Genomic DNA, 15,367 nt, shown 5'->3' on the forward strand with positions numbered 1-15,367 from the left:
GGTAATCCTTGCTGGCGAACGTTCCAAAACCGGAAACAGAGTGGCGGGCGTAAATGCGGAAGCGAAGAAATTGAGTGTTTTCGTCATTCCAAATTTTATCAAATTGCTAAAACAACTTTATCCAGAATCCACAAAAGAATTTGTTGCGACATTACTGTTCCTCCCGTCAAAGCTGTCAGCAATTAGTATTCGCCATTGCCAACAGAATACCAAGAATCTTCTCCGGCTGCTCAATCCCATATTCATCCAAGTCAATCATCACATTCCACGCTTCCATTTGCAGGAATTTCCAAGCCGTTCCTGTGGTGACAACACCGTAGATGCCGCCTCCGATATTTTTGTTCTCACCTTCCGCCTCATTAAACAGCTTCGCCGCGACCATTTCCGCGATGCACTGCCCAAGCCCGCCGATGATGTTTTCATTCTTCGCCTCAACCACGGCAATAACTGGGCTGTTCAGCATGAGCTGCTCCGGCGACGCGCTGACGATGAAATCACAGAAGCCGTTCAGCCCCTTTTCTTTGTCAACATTGAACTCAATGCCGGAGAAGAGGCTGACACTGTGCTTGAGCATCTTCCGCAGCTCCACGAGCACGGGGGAAATGATCAGCTCAGAACGGGCTTTCTCCGTGTTGACAGCGCGAGCCAACGGCACATTCTCTTGCAGAATCTCGATAAATGCCGGACGAAGAGCAGCATTTGGCGCACCTGCAAACAAGCCCTGCTGCTCAAGCAGATGCACGCCGAGCTTCTGCTTGACGGCTTTCAGATCGAAATCGCTGTAGGGCATGATCTCTTTGTAGAAATAAAGAACAAGGGATTCAGCTTGAAGAGACTGAATCCCTGTTTTGTTATCTCACACCGTCAAATCCGCCCGCACTTGCTTCCTTGGCCCGCCATGTCCGGCTGTTGACCAATCGCGGACAGGCGCAGATGCAGTCAGCTCATGCTGCCGCTTCAGCCTGCCCATGCGGTCGTAAATCATCTGCCAGACGCAGTCGGTCTCGGTGTTGATCTCGCAGCGGCCATTGGCCGAACCGCCGCAGGGGCCGTTCATCAGGCTTTTTGCGCAGCGGGCCACCGGACAAAGGCCGCCGGTGAAATGCAGCACGCAGTGGCCGCAGCCTGCGCACATCTCTTTCCACACGCCCTGCTCGGCGGAACCGCCGAAAAAGGTGGTGTTGAGGGCAGGAAAAACCCGGTCATCGGGCCGCAGGTTGGCGATGAAGTTCACGCCCACGCCGCAGGCTGTGGAGAGAATGGCATCGTATTTGCCTTGGTGCTGATCAAGGCTGTCAATGTACTCCTTGTCGCACTGGCGGACGAGCGCGGCAGTCGTGACTTCCGCGTTTTTGCCTAATTTCTGCAAGCCAAGGCGGACCAGCGAGGCCAGTATCTCCGCCTCGCGCTCGCCGCCTGCCGAGCAGACGGTGACGCAGCCTTTGCAGGCCAGCACCAGTATCCTGCCGCAGTCCCGCACCATGGTGATGATTTCGTCCAGCGGCTTCCGTTCAGCAACTATCATGGCAATATATCTCCCAAAAAGGTGAATCAAGCCGCCTTGCGGCAGAAAGGACTTGGCCCCAACCTGCGGATCAGCGCATCCATCTCCTCGCCAGCAGCGATGAACGCAGGATGCAGGCCGCGCTCGACATGATACATGCGCAAACGATCTGGCGCAACGCCCAGCTCGGCAAGAGCTTTTTGCACCGAGGCAACCCGTTTGGCCGCCCGCTGGCTGCCTTTGACATTGTGGCAGCTCTCTGTCGGGCAGCCGACCACATACACGCCGTCGGCCCCGTCTTCAAAAGCCCGGAGCAGGTCGCGCTCTTCCAGCCTGCCGGTGCAGACCAAGCGGGTGATGGTGATGCTGGCGGGAAAATTCAAACTTTTTAAAACCGTGCCGCCTTCGGCGCAGCTCTGCTGGGAGGCGTAATGGCAGGTGAACAGCCGTATGTCCGGTGTGAAACTCATCATCGTGCTCCAGAGGTTTTAGTTTGCGCCGCAGGCGGCCAGCAGCCGCTCGTCTTCCGCCCGATTGAGCCGAATCGCCTGAGCCGGGCATTCGCCCGCGCAGATGCCGCAGGCCCGGCATTCGGTCGGATCAATATGCGCCACGCCGCCTTGATCAATTTTGGGAATGCCCCACGGGCAGACGCGGACGCAGGTCAGACAGGAGACGCAGAGGTCGCGCTGCACCTGGGCGGCCTTGCCTTTCTCCACGAGCTGGGCCTCGGTGACATAGCCCTTTTTCAGGGCCAGCTTGCGCAGCACAGCCATGATGTCGGCAAAACCGACATTCTGCGGGCAGACCGGCACGCAGCTCCGGCAGCCGGAGCAGTACCAGATCAGGTCGGAGGAGAGCAGCCGCTCCTCCATGCCCAGCCGGATCATGTGGATGATTTTACGGGGATCATACGCCGGAACTGCCATGCTCACCGGGCACGCGCCGGAGCACGCGCCGCAGGCGAAGCAGGCATTCAAATGCCCGCCGCCGGGTTCAGCAGCCACTTCGGCACTGAAGCCAGGGCTTGCTGCGAAGACGTGAAGAGACATACCGCCACCTTGGAAAAAAATATATGGAATGAAGATTGAATGCAGAAATACGCAGATGGAGAACGCATAAGTACCTTATTCAGGCGGTTTTGTCAACGAAAGGCTTGAGCCAAAGCAGGACTTATTTCAGGAGCATTTCCGCCATGAAGCTGCTATATTTTACGGCGCGGGCAAGCTGCGTCGAGCACATTCTTGTGAATTTGCAGGATGATTTTGTGCGCAGCAGAAAAATCGTCGTAATTCTCGCGGGCTGCGGCAGCCGATAAACGACAACATTTTCTTGAAAATGGTTAATTTCATCAAAAAACGCCTTCAAGTTTTTGTATCGTCAACCTACAGCGATTTGATTAAAGAACGGCAGGCTGCAGTTGAAGCCATTCTTACTTCCGGGCATATTCCGGCGGGTATGGAACTATTCACATCTGGCGATGAATCGCAGATGGAGGCAATCAAACAGTGGATTGATGAATCCGATGTATATTTGCTAATTCTTGGCGGGCGCTACGGCAGCATTGATCCGAATACAGGGAAAAGTTATACCCAGTTAGAGTATGAATATGCGGTAAGTCAAGAAAAGCCGTTGTTCTCTTGCGTTATTAAAGATTCTGCGATTGAAAGCCGCGTGAAGGAACACGGGACAGCTTTCCTTGAAACGGAGAACCTGCATAAGCTGAAAGAATTTCGGACGCAAGTTCTAACTAAAATGGTTCGATTTTGGGAAGATTACAAGGATATCAAGATTACGATTGGCGAAACCTTAGCGCAGCTTTCCCGCCGAGAAGATTTGCTGGGGTGGATGCGTCCGCAGCAAGAGGCGGATATTTCAGGCCTTGCAGATGAAATAACCAGACTGAGCAAAGAAAATGCACAATTACGTGAACAGCTATCCGATAATCAGCCAGAGCCAATTATATGTGGGTTAACCTTCGCCCAGCTCAAGAACATCCTTGATAAAAAAGGGTTGTCATCTGTTTTTGTTGAAGTAAAGTTCCATGTCAATGGAACATATATTTCTGGGTTAAAAGATGAAGAAGGAGGATTCCTCTGTATGATCGGCCTTATTAACTACAATGGTTCTTTTTATCTTACAGATGATGGACGCAGTTTTCTTACCAGATATCTATTGGAAAATAGTACAGATTGCAACGAGAAAGATCATTTTTCTGCATGACAGTCTTTAATGGAGATAATTCATGTCCAATAAAAAAATTGCCGTCATCCTCGCAGGCTGCGGCCATCGCGACGGCGCGGAAATACACGAGGCCACGCTGACCCTTTGGGCTGTCCACAAGAACGGGGCTGAATATCAATGTTTCGCTCCGAATGTGACGCAGCATCACGTGCTGAACCATCTCACTGGCGAAGAGATGCCGGAGCAGCGCAATGTCCTGATTGAAGCGGCCCGCATTGCTCGCGGCAGGATCAAGGACTTGGCGCAGTTCAACGCTGCTGATTTTGATGCCTTGGTCATTCCCGGCGGAGTCGGCGCGGCAAAAAATCTCTGCACCTACGCCTTTGACGGCCCGGACTGCGCGGTCAACCCGGACGTGGCGCGGGCCATCAAAGCCATGCACGCGGCAGGCAAGCCGATTGGCGCGCTCTGCATCGCTCCGGTCATCCTTGCCAAAGTGCTGGGCAGCGTGACCGTCACTGCCGGGCAGGACGCGGAGACCGCCGCAAACATCGCCAAAATGGGCGGCAGCCACGCCCCGACCTTGCACGGCGAAATCGCGGTTGACCGCGCCAATAAAATTGTGACCACGCCCTGCTACATGCTTGATTCGCGGGTTGACCAAATCGGCGCGGGCGCGGACAAACTGATTCAAGCTCTGTTGGAGCTGATGTGACAACCAAAGAGGAAAAAATGCGGAATATCATTGGCGCAGCACTGCTCTGTCTGCTGCCGCTGGCAGAATCGGCTTATGGCTGGCAAGGGCAGGTGGTGAAAGTTTCTGACGGCGACACGCTCCAGGTGCAGCAAGGCCGGGAGATCGTCAAAGTGCGGCTGTACGGCGTGGACTGCCCGGAAAAACGGCAAAATTCTGGGCAGCAGGCCATGCAGTTCACCGAGCAGGTTCTCGGCAGAACTGTGGAGGTTGAAAACGTGGACAGGGACAGATATGGCCGCACGGTCGGGCTGGTCAGCAGCGGCGGCAAGCTGCTCAACCGCGAGCTGGTGCGCGAAGGCCATGCCTGGTTTTATGCCGCTTATTGCACGCGGCAGCCGCTTTGCACCGAGCTGCGCGAGCTGGAACGGCTGGCGAAAAGCAAGCGGGCCGGTCTGTGGCGGGAACGAAATCCGCTGCCGCCGTGGGAATGGAGAGCGAGGAACCCGCGATGAGCAGCCTGTCCGACATTTTCACCTGCGCCCGCTGCGGTTATTGCTGTCAGGGCGAAACCACAGTTTCCTTGGATGCGGACGATCAGGCGCGGATGACAGCCAAGCTCGGCCAGAGCCGCGAGGAGATGGAGGCGAAATACTGGCGCGTGACCAAGGGCGTGGTGCAGATGAAGATCGTTGACCACCACTGCATTTTCTACAGCCCGGAGCAGGGCTGCACGGTGCATGAGGGCCGCCCGTGGCGTTGCGGCCAGTGGCCTTTGCATCCCAGCATTCTCACGGATGAAAACAACTTCCGCGCCATCCGCGAATCCTGCCCCGGCATCAATCAAAATCTGAGCTGGGAGGAATTCTGCGCCGTCTTCCGCCAGCTGCTGGAACACGAATAAATCGGATGAAAATGCAATGGAAAAGAATCTGCCGGGTGAGGATGCCAGCAAAAAAAGCTGCACTCACCGGAACAGCACCTCTTCCAGCTCAGGAGGAAGGGAGGATTTTTTTGCGCTGTTGCAATTTTTGCAGCAGGGGACAAGGTTGCCTTTGACGGAGCGGCCCCCTTGGGAAAGCGGCACCACGTGATCCATCGTCAGCTCGCTGGGCGGAAATTTCTGCTGGCAATACTGACACAGGCCGGGCGCAATCTTTTGCTGCCACCATTGGCTGCGGCGCAGGTCTCTGGCTTTGTTGCGTTCAGCGCGGATGAAGGCTTCGTCCACGCCGAAGCTTAAATTGTCCAGCTCATCATTCTGTCTATTCCTCCGCATCAGTCAGCCCTCCAAGCAGAAGCTGCCGGGCTGCGCCGACCAAATACAGCGAGCCGGAAATGCAGATCAGGTCGTCCGGGGCGGCAAGAGCACGGGCCTGCGCCAAGGCGGCGGGAACTGAGGCGGCGTGCCGGGCTTTCTCCCAAAGAGCGGCGGACAGCACCGCCTCAAGCTGCTCCGGGCTGGCGGCCCGTTCTGATTCCGCCGCCTTGGTCAGAATGATCAGATCGGCGAGCGGCGCAACCTCGCGCAGGGTGGTGCGGATGTCTTTGTCGGCCATCGCTCCCCAGACAAGGAGCAGGCGGCGGCGGGGAAAACTGCTGCGCAGAGTCTGCGCCAGCACCGCTGCGCCAGCCGGATTATGCGCTCCGTCCAAAAGGAATTGCTGTCCTTCGGCGGTGCGGAAATACTCCAAGCGGCACGGCCAGCGGACTTGGGCAAGGCCGCTGCGGATTTGCTCGTCGCTGACTGGCCAGCCCTGCCGTTGCAGGAGCTGCACCGTCGCTAAGGCCAGCGAACAGTTGCTGATCTGATGCGCCCCGTGCAGCGGCATGGGCAAGGCAGCTAAATGCAGCCCATCTAACCCGTCATATTGCCAGCGGTCATTTCCTGCGCCTGTGCCGCTGAAATCACGGCCAAAGAGATGCAGCGGAGCCTTCCGCCAGGCGCAGGTTTCACGGATCACCCGGCCTGATTCGTCATCAGCAACAGCGGAAACCACCGGCACGCCCGGCTTGATGATGCCCGCTTTCTCCCCGGCAATCGCGGCCAGCGTAGTGCCCAGATACTGCTCATGATCCATGCTGACATTGGTGATGACCGAGACCAGCGGGGTGATGACATTGGTGGCATCCAGCCTGCCGCCCATGCCTGTTTCCAGCACCACGAAATCCACCTGCTGCTCGGCGAACCAGAGAAAGGCCAGCACGGTCGTGCATTCAAAATAGGTGATCTGGCCGCCGTCGAGCACGGCCTCAATGTGGCCAAGCAGGCGGGCGAAGTCCTCTTTGCCGATATGCGCATCGCCGATTTTGAACCGCTCGCGCACCGAGCTGAGATGCGGCGAGGTGTAAAGGCCGGTTTTATAGCCCGCTGCGGTGAGCAGGGCGTGCAGGGCAGCAGCAACCGAGCCTTTGCCATTGGTGCCGGCAATATGCAGACAGCGCAGGCTGTGCTGCGGATTGCCCAGCCGTTCTAGAAACCGGTTCATGGAATCCAGCCCCAGCTTGATCTTGAAAAACTGAAGCTGATCGAGAAACTGCCACGCCTGCTGATAGTTCATGGTTCCACGCGAATCAGAGAAAAAAATGCTGAAGTCAGGCAGGAGCCTGCCCCCAGCAGAGAACGCAGTGCGTGTCAGTATAGAGCAAAAAGTGTGGCCCTGCAACGAGGCTGCGGCTTCAGCTCTTTTTGGGCAGCGATAACCTGCACGGCGGCGGGCGGTTGCCAAATCCGCAGGAGAAAGGTATTATACAGTTCCGTCGTTGCAGGCTTCAGCCGGGAAGGAGACAATGCGGCTCACCGAGCAGTTTCTGATCACGGAAGCCGGGAAGTTTGAACTGCGCAAGATTCTGTCGGCCAAGCTGACAGAAGAAGAGCGGCTCCCTGTGCTCGTGTGGCCTTTGCTCGTTCTTGGCGTGCTGCTGATTCTCTTGCTCCATCCCCTGTGCAGCCTTCTCTGTCTTGTGCCAGCAGCATGGCTTGCTGTTTGCAAGAGGAAGGTTCCTTGCGCGGCGGTGACAGTCTGCACGGCCTCAACCGCTTATGTGATCAGACTTTCGGACAAAGGGCAGTTTCAAGAGCTGGAAGCGGCCATCAATAAAGCTAAGAGCAAGTAGGGACAGGCCCCCGTGCCTGTCCTTCTTCTCATTTTCTTCTATGCGGGCAGCCGCAGGAGGCTGCTCCTACGTTATTTTTTGCGGAGAACACACAATGGGTCAAACCATCGCTGAAAAGATATTCGCCGCCCACCTGCGCGACACGCCCGCGCCGGGCAGCATGGTGCTGGACATCGACGTGGTCATGTGCCACGAGATCACCACGCCGATAGCCATCATGGATTTGATGGAGAAAGGGAAAGACCGGGTCTTTGATCCCAGCAAGATCAAGGCGGTGATTGATCATGTCACGCCGGCCAAGGACTCCAAGACCGCGATGCAGGCTAAGATCATGCGCGACTGGGCGCGGCGGCATGGCATCAAGGATTTCTTTGACGTGGGCCGCAACGGCGTATGCCATGCGCTCTTCCCGGAGAAAGGCTTTATCCGCCCTGGCAACACGGTCATTATGGGCGACTCGCACACCTGCACGCACGGAGCGTTCGGAGCATTCGCTGCTGGCGTGGGCACCACGGATCTGGAGGTCGGCATATTGAAAGGCGTGTGCGCCTTCCGCGCTCCTGAGACGATGCAGATTGAAATCACTGGCAGCCTGCCAAAAGGCGTGTATGCCAAAGATGTCATCCTCAACATCATCAAGCAGCTCACCGTCAACGGGGCCACGGACAAAGTGATGGAGTTCTGCGGCCCGGTGGTGGAAGGCATGGACATGTCCTCCCGCATGACGCTCTGCAACATGGCGGTTGAGGCTGGCGCAACCTCCGGCATTTGTCTGCCGGACAAGACCACGGCGGAATACCTCTGGCCGTTCATTCAGGGCGAATATGCCTCGGTGGACGCGGCGGCGGAGTCTTTCCGTAAATGGCATTCCGATGCGGACGCAGTCTACTCCAGCGTTCTGCGCTTGGATGTGTCGAACCTCAAGCCGCAGGTCACGCACGGCTACAAGCCGGATCAGGTCAAAGACATTGCCGAACTGGCTGGCGCCAAAATAGATCAGGTCTATATCGGCTCCTGCACCAATGGCCGCATTGAAGACATACGGGCCGCTGCCTCTGTGCTGCGTGGCCGGACGATTGCCGACACGGTGCGCGGCATCCTCACGCCCGCCACGCCCGCCATCTACTCCCAAGCATTGGACGAAGGGCTGATCAAGGTCTTCATGGACGCGGGCTTCTGCGTGCTCAATCCCACCTGCGGAGCTTGTCTCGGCATGAGCAGCGGCGTGCTGGCCGAAGGCGAATCCTGCGCCTCGACCACCAACCGCAACTTCAACGGGCGCATGGGCAAAGGCGGCATGGTGCATCTGATGAGTCCATTGTCCGCTGCCGCCGCCGCTGTGACCGGTGTCATCACCGACCCGGCTCAATTCCTCAACTGATTTCCGCAGGAGAACGACGCTATGAAGCAATTCGGCGGCTGCGCCTACTTTATTGACCGCAGCGACATCAACACCGACGAGATCATCCCGGCCAAGTATCTGACCGAGATCACGAAACGCGCCTTGCAGCCGCATCTGCTGGAAGACCTCATTCTCGACGGCAAGGAGTTTGACACTAAAGCTCCGGCTTTCCAGGCTGCCGAGGTGCTGGTGACGCGTTCCAACTTTGGCTGCGGCTCGTCGCGCGAGCACGCGGTCTGGGCCTTGGAGGTCAACGGCATCAACGTGGTCATCGGCGAGAGCTTCGCCCGCATCTTCCGCCAGAACATGTTCAACTGCGGCATCCTCGCGGTCGAGCTGGCCAAAGCGGACATTGACCGGCTGTTCGGTTTGAACCGGAAAGGCGGGGCCGTGAAGGTCGTAGTGGATTTGAAGCTGAACATCGTCACCGCGCAGAGCAGCACAGGCGGCATGGCCACCTGCTCCTTCGCAATGAACGCCTTTGACAAAGAGCTGGTGGCTGCGGGCGGCTGGCTGGCCTATGCGGACGGGAAGTATTAACCATGAATTTCCGCCGCCAATCTGTGCTGAACAAGAGGCGGCGCGGCAATTGACGGAGCGCGGCGCACGAGATACAATTACGGTGACAGCCAGCGGCTGGGCATGGCGCATTTATTTGTCCGGCGGGCTGCCCTTGCAACATAACCCTAAAAGGAGAGTGGAAAATGAAGAAAAAATTGAGCGTATTGGCAGCAGGCGCGGCAGCAGCGTTCATCGCTTGTGCCGGAGCAGCTCATGCTGACACCCTGCTGGGAAAAAATTATGTCGGCGGCTCGCTGGGCATGATTTCTTTCGGCGACGACATGGACGCATTTGATGATGCCACCAGCCTGAAAGGCTTCGGCAACATCAACTTGAATGCCAATATGGATTTAGCCCTGTCGGCTGATTATGCGTGGGCGGACGGCAAGGACATGGGCATTGAGGTTGACACCAATTCCTTGAGCGGCGGCGGCGATCTGGTGTATTTCTTCAGACCAAACAAGCGCTGCAACCCTTATTTGAAAGCAGGACTGGCGGTGATCAAATCAGAAGTTGAAGCCTCAGCCTTTGGTGTGAAAGTCAGCGAGGATGACACCAATGTCGGTTTCGGCGCAGGCGGCGGCGTGGAATTTGAAGCCACCAAGGCAATTCTTCTCCGCGCCGGTCTTGATTACTTCAACGTTGACAGCGATGACAGTGTCAATGTGTCCGGCAAGCTCGGCTATTGGTTCAACCCGCAGATTCTTGGCTTTGTCGGCGGAGCGTATGACTTTGATTCAGAAGACAAGGTCGGCGAAATCGGCATGGTCTTCAAGCTGCATTGACAGAACGCGTTGGCAGAACAGAAAAAAAAGGTTGTCCGTTTGGACAGCCTTTTTTTCTGCCGATATTGCTTGCTGCGCAAAAAAATGCCTTGATAATCTGTTTGCCAAAAATGAATTTGTCAACGGAGGAAAAAATGATGATGCGCACCCTGCTGATCGGCGCGGCCGTCTGTTTGAATCTGCTCGCCCCCTGTCATCTTCACGCCGAAACCGCAGCCGTGCCCGGAGATCATCCACTGGCGGCGGTGATGCTGTATGATCAGGCGGAGCAGTTGCGGAAACAAGGAAAACTGGCTGAGGCAGAGATTGGTTATCAACGGGCAGTGGCAAAATGGGAAAAAATTTTCGGCAGCAGCCACCCGTCCGTCGCAGCGGGATTGAGCAGTTTGGCTGATTTGCAGCAGCAGCAAGGCCGATTAGCCGAGGCAGAACGGCTGCATCAGCGGGCTTTGGCCATCCGTGAGGAATTTTTGGGCAAAGACCATCCCGGCACCGGCTTCAGCCTGCGCAGCATGGCACTTCTGCGCGAGCAACAGGGCAGGCTGCCTGAAGCTGGCTTGTTCTGCCAGAGGGCGGCAGCGATTTTTTCTGCCCAGCTCCCAAAAGGTCATCCTGATATCCAAGCCACGCAGGAAGTGTGCGCCCGCCTGAAGCAGAAACAGCCCTGAGGAAAATGCGGCATGTCACCGGCCAGTATGTCCGAACCCGCCACTGCCGCGTTCGCTGTCCGGCAGCAGCTCGACGACATGCAGGCAGGCGCGGCAGACCGGGGCAAGAACGAGCTGGGCGATGCGGTCGCCCCGGCGGATGGTGAACGGCTCACGGCCAAGATTGATCAGGGCGATTTTGATTTCGCCCCGATAATCGGCATCAACCGTGCCAGGCGCATTGACCACAGTAATGCCGTGTTTGACTGCCAAGCCGGAACGTGGCCGGACTTGCAGCTCAAAGCCCTCTGGCAGGGCGGCGGCAAAACTGGAAGGAACAAGCTCAATGCCGCCGGGCTGGAGCACAACGTCTTCCGCGCAGGCTGCGGCAACATCCATGCCCGCCGCCTGCGCGGAAGCATATCGCGGCATGGGGATATTCCGCTGCTCTGGCGGCAGAAGCCAGCGGAACTGCACAGAAACTTCCTGCGGCATCACATGCCTCGGCCCATCTTTTTGACCATTGCCGCGTAGTCATCCTCGTAATATGGCTGGCTGTTGCACTCGCGGTCAAATTTGTCGCTCTTGTCCTGGTAGGTTTTGACCATCTGCTTGTAGAGGTCGAGCTGCTTGTCCAGCTCCGGCAGGCGGGAATTGTAGTTCAGCACCTTGGCATCATAGGCAGCGCGGGCCGAGTTGCCGCTCTGATCCACCTCGTTTTTCGCTGTCTTGAGCCGTTCGCCCATCTCGGTCAGCTCCTTGTTAAGCGCGTCAAACTGCTCCTTGGCCTTGCCGATGGCGGCATAGCTGGAATCAACATCCATATTCAGGCGGATGCACTGCTCAATCATTTCGGCAGTCAGAGCTCCTTCGCCATCAGGCGTGCTGCGGTAGGTGCGGTTGGCCTTTTTATCGGTGGCTTTGCTGGCGGCAGCGATGGCTGCCGGACTGTTGTTCCGCTGAATCTCGGTCTGAGCTGCAGCCTCGTTCAGCAGGAGACCGGCGAGAGCCGCAGCAGTGAGCAAGGTCAGCTTCAAGGTTTTTTTCTGCATTTTTTTCCCTTTCATGCGTGGTTCAATCTGAGCAGGCCGCCGTTCTCCGGCTTTCCGCCCGCCGTTCATCATGCAGTTGCGATGCTGCGCGCTTATTATTGTATAACAGAACGCTGCGCAAGTCCAATCTTGTTCATGGCGCAGGACAGAACTTTTCCGCGCCGCCGTCTTGGGCAAATCCCAAAACGCAGCAGGCGGAGACAGGATAATGCACGCCTTTCAGCGTCATAGAACCCAAATCTTCGATCAGCACCTGCCGGTCTGCTTTTCTGGCTAAATCCTTGCGCACCGCATCCGTGATATAGATGCGGAAGGAGGTCGCGGCAGAGGCGAGGCGCTGGGCGATGTTCACTTCCGTGCCGATCACGGTGTAGTCAAGCCGCCGGGCCGAACCGACATTGCCCATGAACATCTCGCCCCGGGTGATGCCAAAGCCAAGGTCTATGCTGTCAAAAAACTTATCGCGCTTCTGCCATGCCTGTTTCAAGGCAACAAAACGCTCGCGGATGGCCAAGGCAGTTTCCACCGCAGTCCATGAGGCGTTGTCCAGCTCTATCAACGCACCAAAGACCGCCAGCACGGCATCTCCCATGAATTTGTCCACCGTGCCCCGGTATTCAAAAATGGTCTCAGTGAACACTTGAAAGAATTCATTGAGAAAATCGCGCAGCACCGGCAGCGGCAGATGCTGCACCATGCCGGTGAAATTGCGGATGTCGGCAAAAAGCACAGTCGCCTCTTTGACCGCGCCCAGCCCCCGGATCAAATTGGCATCACTCTCCAGCAGCACCTTGGCCACTTCCGGGGCCACATACTGTTCCAGCAGAGCTTGGAGCCGAGCCTCTTGGGCCATAGACTCCCGCGTGCGGATGTTCTCCAAGGCCAGCGCGGCTTGGGTGCTGAGGATGCCAAGAATTTCGATGTCCGAATCAGCGAAGCGGATGTCGCCATCCGTATAGCTGACATTCAGCACGCCGAGAATGCGGTCGCGGACGATCATCGGAAAGGAAACCGCTGAGACGATTTCAGGCCGCTTCAACAAATCAGCGAAACGGGAATCGTTCTGCGTCTCCTGATTGAGAATGACCGGCTTGCGCTCCTCAAAAACCCGGCCTGCGATTTTGTCGCCTGGCTTGATGCGGATTTTTGCGATCATCTCTTCTGGAATGCCCCGCGAGGCGGCGATGCGCAGCACGCCTTCCTCCTCGTCGTAGAGCATCACCGAGAGGCTGTCCGCCGCTGTCTGGTCTGAAATGACATCCAGCAGGCTTTCGAGCACGTCCGGCGGGCTGGTGGAGGAAAGAAAATTTTCCCCAAGGCCATACAGCGGCAGCAGGGCACGGAGGCGGGAATTTTCTTCGCGCAGGGCAGCGGCTTCCATTGCCCGGCTGACTTTCTCCCGCACGACACTGGGATTCATCGGGCAGGAAATCAGACCGGAGAAACCGCTTTCCATGGCCGCCGGACAAAGCTGAGTGATATCGTCGCTTTGGTCAACGATCAAAAAACCGATCACTCCGGGCCGGGTGTCGCGCAGCTTGTCAAACAGCTCAATGCCGCTGGTGCCTTTCAGATTCTCGGTGACTAAAATCACCCGAACGGGCTGATGCACACAGACTCTGGCTGCCTCATACGACATGCAGCAGTCGACATCGTAGTCGCCGAGTATCTCACTCACCTGCTGACACAGTTCACGCTGATCTGAAATCAGCAGGATATCGGCCAGCATCGTTTAGAACAGGTTCAAGGCAGAGAGGACAGATGACATATTCCGGCACACTCAAAATCTGCCGATCAAAAAGCTGCCGCAAATTCCGCAGCTAAAAATCATTCTACCATTCTGTTCAGAGCAAGGCAACAGAAGAGAGCAGGGCAAGCCGCAAATCAGGCCGCCTTCGCGTCCAGCAGAGCTTGGCCGACCGTATGCCCCAGCTCGACGCACTCTTGGAGATGGCCATGCTCCGGCACATACTGCACCCGCAGGCCGGGATGCACGAGGCGGAAGTTCATCTCGCTCATCGCTGTGTTCATCAGCTTGACCGCTTCGCCCGACCAGCCGTAGGAGCCGAAGGCCGCGCCGATTTTGTTGGTGGGCCGCAGGCCGCGCATGTACATGAGGAAGCCCGCCATGCGCGGCAGCATCCCGTTGTTCAGCGTCGGGCAGCCGAGCACCACCGCGCCCGCCTCCAGCACGTCGCACATCACCTCGCTGTGGTGATTGACCTGCAAATTGAGCAGCTTGTAGCTGATGCCCTTGTCCTGCAAGCCGGTGGCGATGGATTTGGCCATCATTTCGGTGGAATGCCACATGCTGTCGTAAATAATCAATGCCTTGCCGTTGCTCTCGTTGACGCACCAGCGCGAGTAAGCGTCAATGATCTTCTGCGGATTTTTCCGCCAAATCACGCCGTGATCCGGGGCGATCATTTTCACCGCCAAGTGCATGTCCGTGACCTGGGCGATGAGCTTTTTCACCAAGGGCGAGTACAGCGTGAGGATGTTGGCGTAATACTTGGTCGCCTCGTGCATCAGCACATCCTGATTGACCTCGTCGTCAAAGCGCTCGCTGGTGGCCAAATGCTCGCCGAACGCGTCGCTGGAGAAGAGAATCTGGTCTTCCTTCAGATAAGTGAACATTGAGTCCGGCCAATGCAGCATCCGGGTTTCAAGGAAGCTCAATGTCTTGTCCGGGCCAAGGCGCAGCTCCTCGCCGGGCGCGACCACATGATAGGGCCAGTCCGGCTGGTGAAAATGCTGCACCAAAGTTTTCTGCCCCATTTTCGAGCAGATGATCTTTTCCGGCTGAATTTCCCGCACCATCTGCGGCAGGGCACCGGAATGATCCATCTCCACGTGGTTGACGATCAAATAATCAATCTTTTTAGGATCAATGATAGTACGGATGCGGTGCAGCAGCTCATGGCTGTAGCCGCTTTTGACCGTGTCTATCAGCGCGACTTTCTCGCCGACGATGAGATAGGCGTTGTAGGTGGTGCCCCGCTCGGTGGAGTAGCCGTGGAAATCTCTGGTCAGCCAGTCAACCGCTCCGACCCAATAGATATTTTTTCTCAGTTCGACAGGTCTCATCAGTCAATCTCCTGCTGAAATTGGTAGTGGTTAAGTAGTAAGCGATGTCCTTAACTTGAGATTGTAGCGAACAATAAAGAGGCGTGTTGCGAGTTCATGAAAATAAGCTGTTTTGAAAAATGACAAAATTTTCTGAGTAGATATGGCGTTTGATTGGCGGCAGGTGTTGTTCATGTCGTTCGACATGAGAGGTCTGCCCTGTCTCTTTGCCGACACCGCTGTGCGCCTCTTTTGGAAGCCACTTTGCAATATGCGCTCCAAAAGCCACTGAAAGTCCGGCATGTTTTATATGAAGCCGGAATGCGTTCCCAGAGCATCCTGCATGACACTTCGC

The 15,367-nt window shown here is 56.6% G+C and carries 21 protein-coding genes; 10 read left to right on the top strand and 11 right to left on the bottom strand.

The genetic code is table 11. The annotated features are described in order from the left end of the window. Positions 1-175: 175 nt before the first annotated feature. From ACNKH6_RS10435 to ACNKH6_RS10450, 4 genes are all read right to left on the bottom strand, one after another. Complete coding sequence (locus ACNKH6_RS10435; protein ID WP_417915496.1) at positions 176-790, bottom strand: hypothetical protein; 615 nt, start codon at positions 788-790, stop codon at positions 176-178. Positions 791-856: 66 nt separating this feature from the next. Continuing rightward, positions 857-1,525 carry a methylenetetrahydrofolate reductase C-terminal domain-containing protein gene (locus tag ACNKH6_RS10440; protein ID WP_417915497.1) on the bottom strand — a complete coding sequence of 223 codons (669 nt, stop codon included), beginning with the start codon at positions 1,523-1,525 and terminating at the stop codon, positions 857-859. Between the two features lie 26 nt (positions 1,526-1,551). After that, a complete protein-coding gene (locus ACNKH6_RS10445) occupies positions 1,552-1,977 on the bottom strand; it encodes a hydrogenase iron-sulfur subunit (RefSeq protein WP_417915498.1) in 426 nt (141 codons plus the stop codon). Positions 1,978-1,992: 15 nt separating this feature from the next. Continuing rightward, positions 1,993-2,556: a 4Fe-4S dicluster domain-containing protein gene (locus ACNKH6_RS10450; RefSeq protein WP_417915499.1), complete on the bottom strand. Its 564-nt coding sequence runs from the start codon at positions 2,554-2,556 to the stop codon at positions 1,993-1,995. A gap of 143 nt (positions 2,557-2,699) precedes the next feature. Between ACNKH6_RS10450 and ACNKH6_RS10455 the strand changes: the two genes are divergently transcribed. Genes ACNKH6_RS10455 through ACNKH6_RS10475 form a run of 5 tightly spaced genes read left to right on the top strand, consistent with a single transcriptional unit; the run spans position 2,700 to position 5,286 of the window. Next, positions 2,700-2,822: a hypothetical protein gene (locus tag ACNKH6_RS10455; RefSeq protein WP_417915500.1), complete on the top strand. Its 123-nt coding sequence runs from the start codon at positions 2,700-2,702 to the stop codon at positions 2,820-2,822. A 20-nt stretch (positions 2,823-2,842) separates the two neighbouring features. After that, on the top strand, positions 2,843-3,727 hold the full coding sequence (locus ACNKH6_RS10460; protein WP_417915523.1) for a DUF4062 domain-containing protein: 885 nt from the start codon (positions 2,843-2,845) through the stop codon (positions 3,725-3,727). A gap of 22 nt (positions 3,728-3,749) precedes the next feature. Then, entirely contained in the window at positions 3,750-4,403 is a 654-nt protein-coding gene (gene elbB, locus ACNKH6_RS10465) for an isoprenoid biosynthesis glyoxalase ElbB (protein ID WP_417915501.1), read from the top strand. Next, positions 4,400-4,897 (top strand): thermonuclease family protein, encoded by a 498-nt coding sequence (locus tag ACNKH6_RS10470; RefSeq protein ID WP_417915502.1) that lies wholly within the window; start codon positions 4,400-4,402, stop codon positions 4,895-4,897. Before elbB ends, ACNKH6_RS10470 begins: the two co-directional genes overlap by 4 nt. Continuing rightward, a complete protein-coding gene (locus tag ACNKH6_RS10475; protein ID WP_417915503.1) occupies positions 4,894-5,286 on the top strand; it encodes a YkgJ family cysteine cluster protein in 393 nt (130 codons plus the stop codon). Before ACNKH6_RS10470 ends, ACNKH6_RS10475 begins: the two co-directional genes overlap by 4 nt. A gap of 63 nt (positions 5,287-5,349) precedes the next feature. Here ACNKH6_RS10475 and ACNKH6_RS10480 read toward each other — a convergent pair whose 3' ends face one another. After that, positions 5,350-5,661: an HNH endonuclease gene (locus tag ACNKH6_RS10480; RefSeq protein ID WP_417915504.1), complete on the bottom strand. Its 312-nt coding sequence runs from the start codon at positions 5,659-5,661 to the stop codon at positions 5,350-5,352. After that, a complete protein-coding gene (locus ACNKH6_RS10485; RefSeq protein WP_417915505.1) occupies positions 5,648-6,943 on the bottom strand; it encodes a bifunctional folylpolyglutamate synthase/dihydrofolate synthase in 1,296 nt (431 codons plus the stop codon). Before ACNKH6_RS10485 ends, ACNKH6_RS10480 begins: the two co-directional genes overlap by 14 nt. 229 nt (positions 6,944-7,172) lie before the next feature. Here ACNKH6_RS10485 and ACNKH6_RS10490 point away from each other — a divergent pair, with 229 nt between their 5' ends. The 5 genes from ACNKH6_RS10490 (at position 7,173) to ACNKH6_RS10510 (ending at position 10,915) form a co-directional block, all read left to right on the top strand. After that, a complete protein-coding gene (locus ACNKH6_RS10490; protein WP_417915506.1) occupies positions 7,173-7,499 on the top strand; it encodes a hypothetical protein in 327 nt (108 codons plus the stop codon). Positions 7,500-7,593: 94 nt separating this feature from the next. Continuing rightward, on the top strand, positions 7,594-8,880 hold the full coding sequence (locus ACNKH6_RS10495; protein ID WP_417915507.1) for a 3-isopropylmalate dehydratase large subunit: 1,287 nt from the start codon (positions 7,594-7,596) through the stop codon (positions 8,878-8,880). Positions 8,881-8,901: 21 nt separating this feature from the next. Further along, positions 8,902-9,441: a 3-isopropylmalate dehydratase small subunit gene (locus ACNKH6_RS10500; protein ID WP_417915508.1), complete on the top strand. Its 540-nt coding sequence runs from the start codon at positions 8,902-8,904 to the stop codon at positions 9,439-9,441. Positions 9,442-9,605: 164 nt separating this feature from the next. Then, complete coding sequence (locus tag ACNKH6_RS10505; protein WP_417915509.1) at positions 9,606-10,247, top strand: porin family protein; 642 nt, start codon at positions 9,606-9,608, stop codon at positions 10,245-10,247. A gap of 134 nt (positions 10,248-10,381) precedes the next feature. After that, positions 10,382-10,915 carry a tetratricopeptide repeat protein gene (locus ACNKH6_RS10510; protein ID WP_417915510.1) on the top strand — a complete coding sequence of 178 codons (534 nt, stop codon included), beginning with the start codon at positions 10,382-10,384 and terminating at the stop codon, positions 10,913-10,915. 15 nt (positions 10,916-10,930) lie between these two features. Here the strand turns inward: ACNKH6_RS10510 and dut are convergent, their stop codons facing one another. The 5 genes from dut to ACNKH6_RS10535 all read right to left on the bottom strand — a co-directional run. Beyond that, positions 10,931-11,389: a dUTP diphosphatase gene (gene dut, locus ACNKH6_RS10515; protein ID WP_417915511.1), complete on the bottom strand. Its 459-nt coding sequence runs from the start codon at positions 11,387-11,389 to the stop codon at positions 10,931-10,933. After that, positions 11,389-11,961 carry a hypothetical protein gene (locus ACNKH6_RS10520; protein WP_417915512.1) on the bottom strand — a complete coding sequence of 191 codons (573 nt, stop codon included), beginning with the start codon at positions 11,959-11,961 and terminating at the stop codon, positions 11,389-11,391. Before ACNKH6_RS10520 ends, dut begins: the two co-directional genes overlap by 1 nt. Before the next feature lie 118 nt (positions 11,962-12,079). Beyond that, on the bottom strand, positions 12,080-13,675 hold the full coding sequence (locus ACNKH6_RS10525) for a GAF domain-containing protein (protein ID WP_417915513.1): 1,596 nt from the start codon (positions 13,673-13,675) through the stop codon (positions 12,080-12,082). Positions 13,676-13,830: 155 nt separating this feature from the next. Further along, a complete protein-coding gene (locus tag ACNKH6_RS10530; protein WP_417915514.1) occupies positions 13,831-15,033 on the bottom strand; it encodes an FprA family A-type flavoprotein in 1,203 nt (400 codons plus the stop codon). Between the two features lie 94 nt (positions 15,034-15,127). Next, the coding region (locus ACNKH6_RS10535; RefSeq protein ID WP_417915515.1) for a hypothetical protein at positions 15,128-15,367 on the bottom strand (240 nt) is incomplete at its 5' end.

This window comes from Candidatus Electronema sp. JM, from assembly GCF_048287415.1.
GTDB lineage: Bacteria > Desulfobacterota > Desulfobulbia > Desulfobulbales > Desulfobulbaceae > Electronema.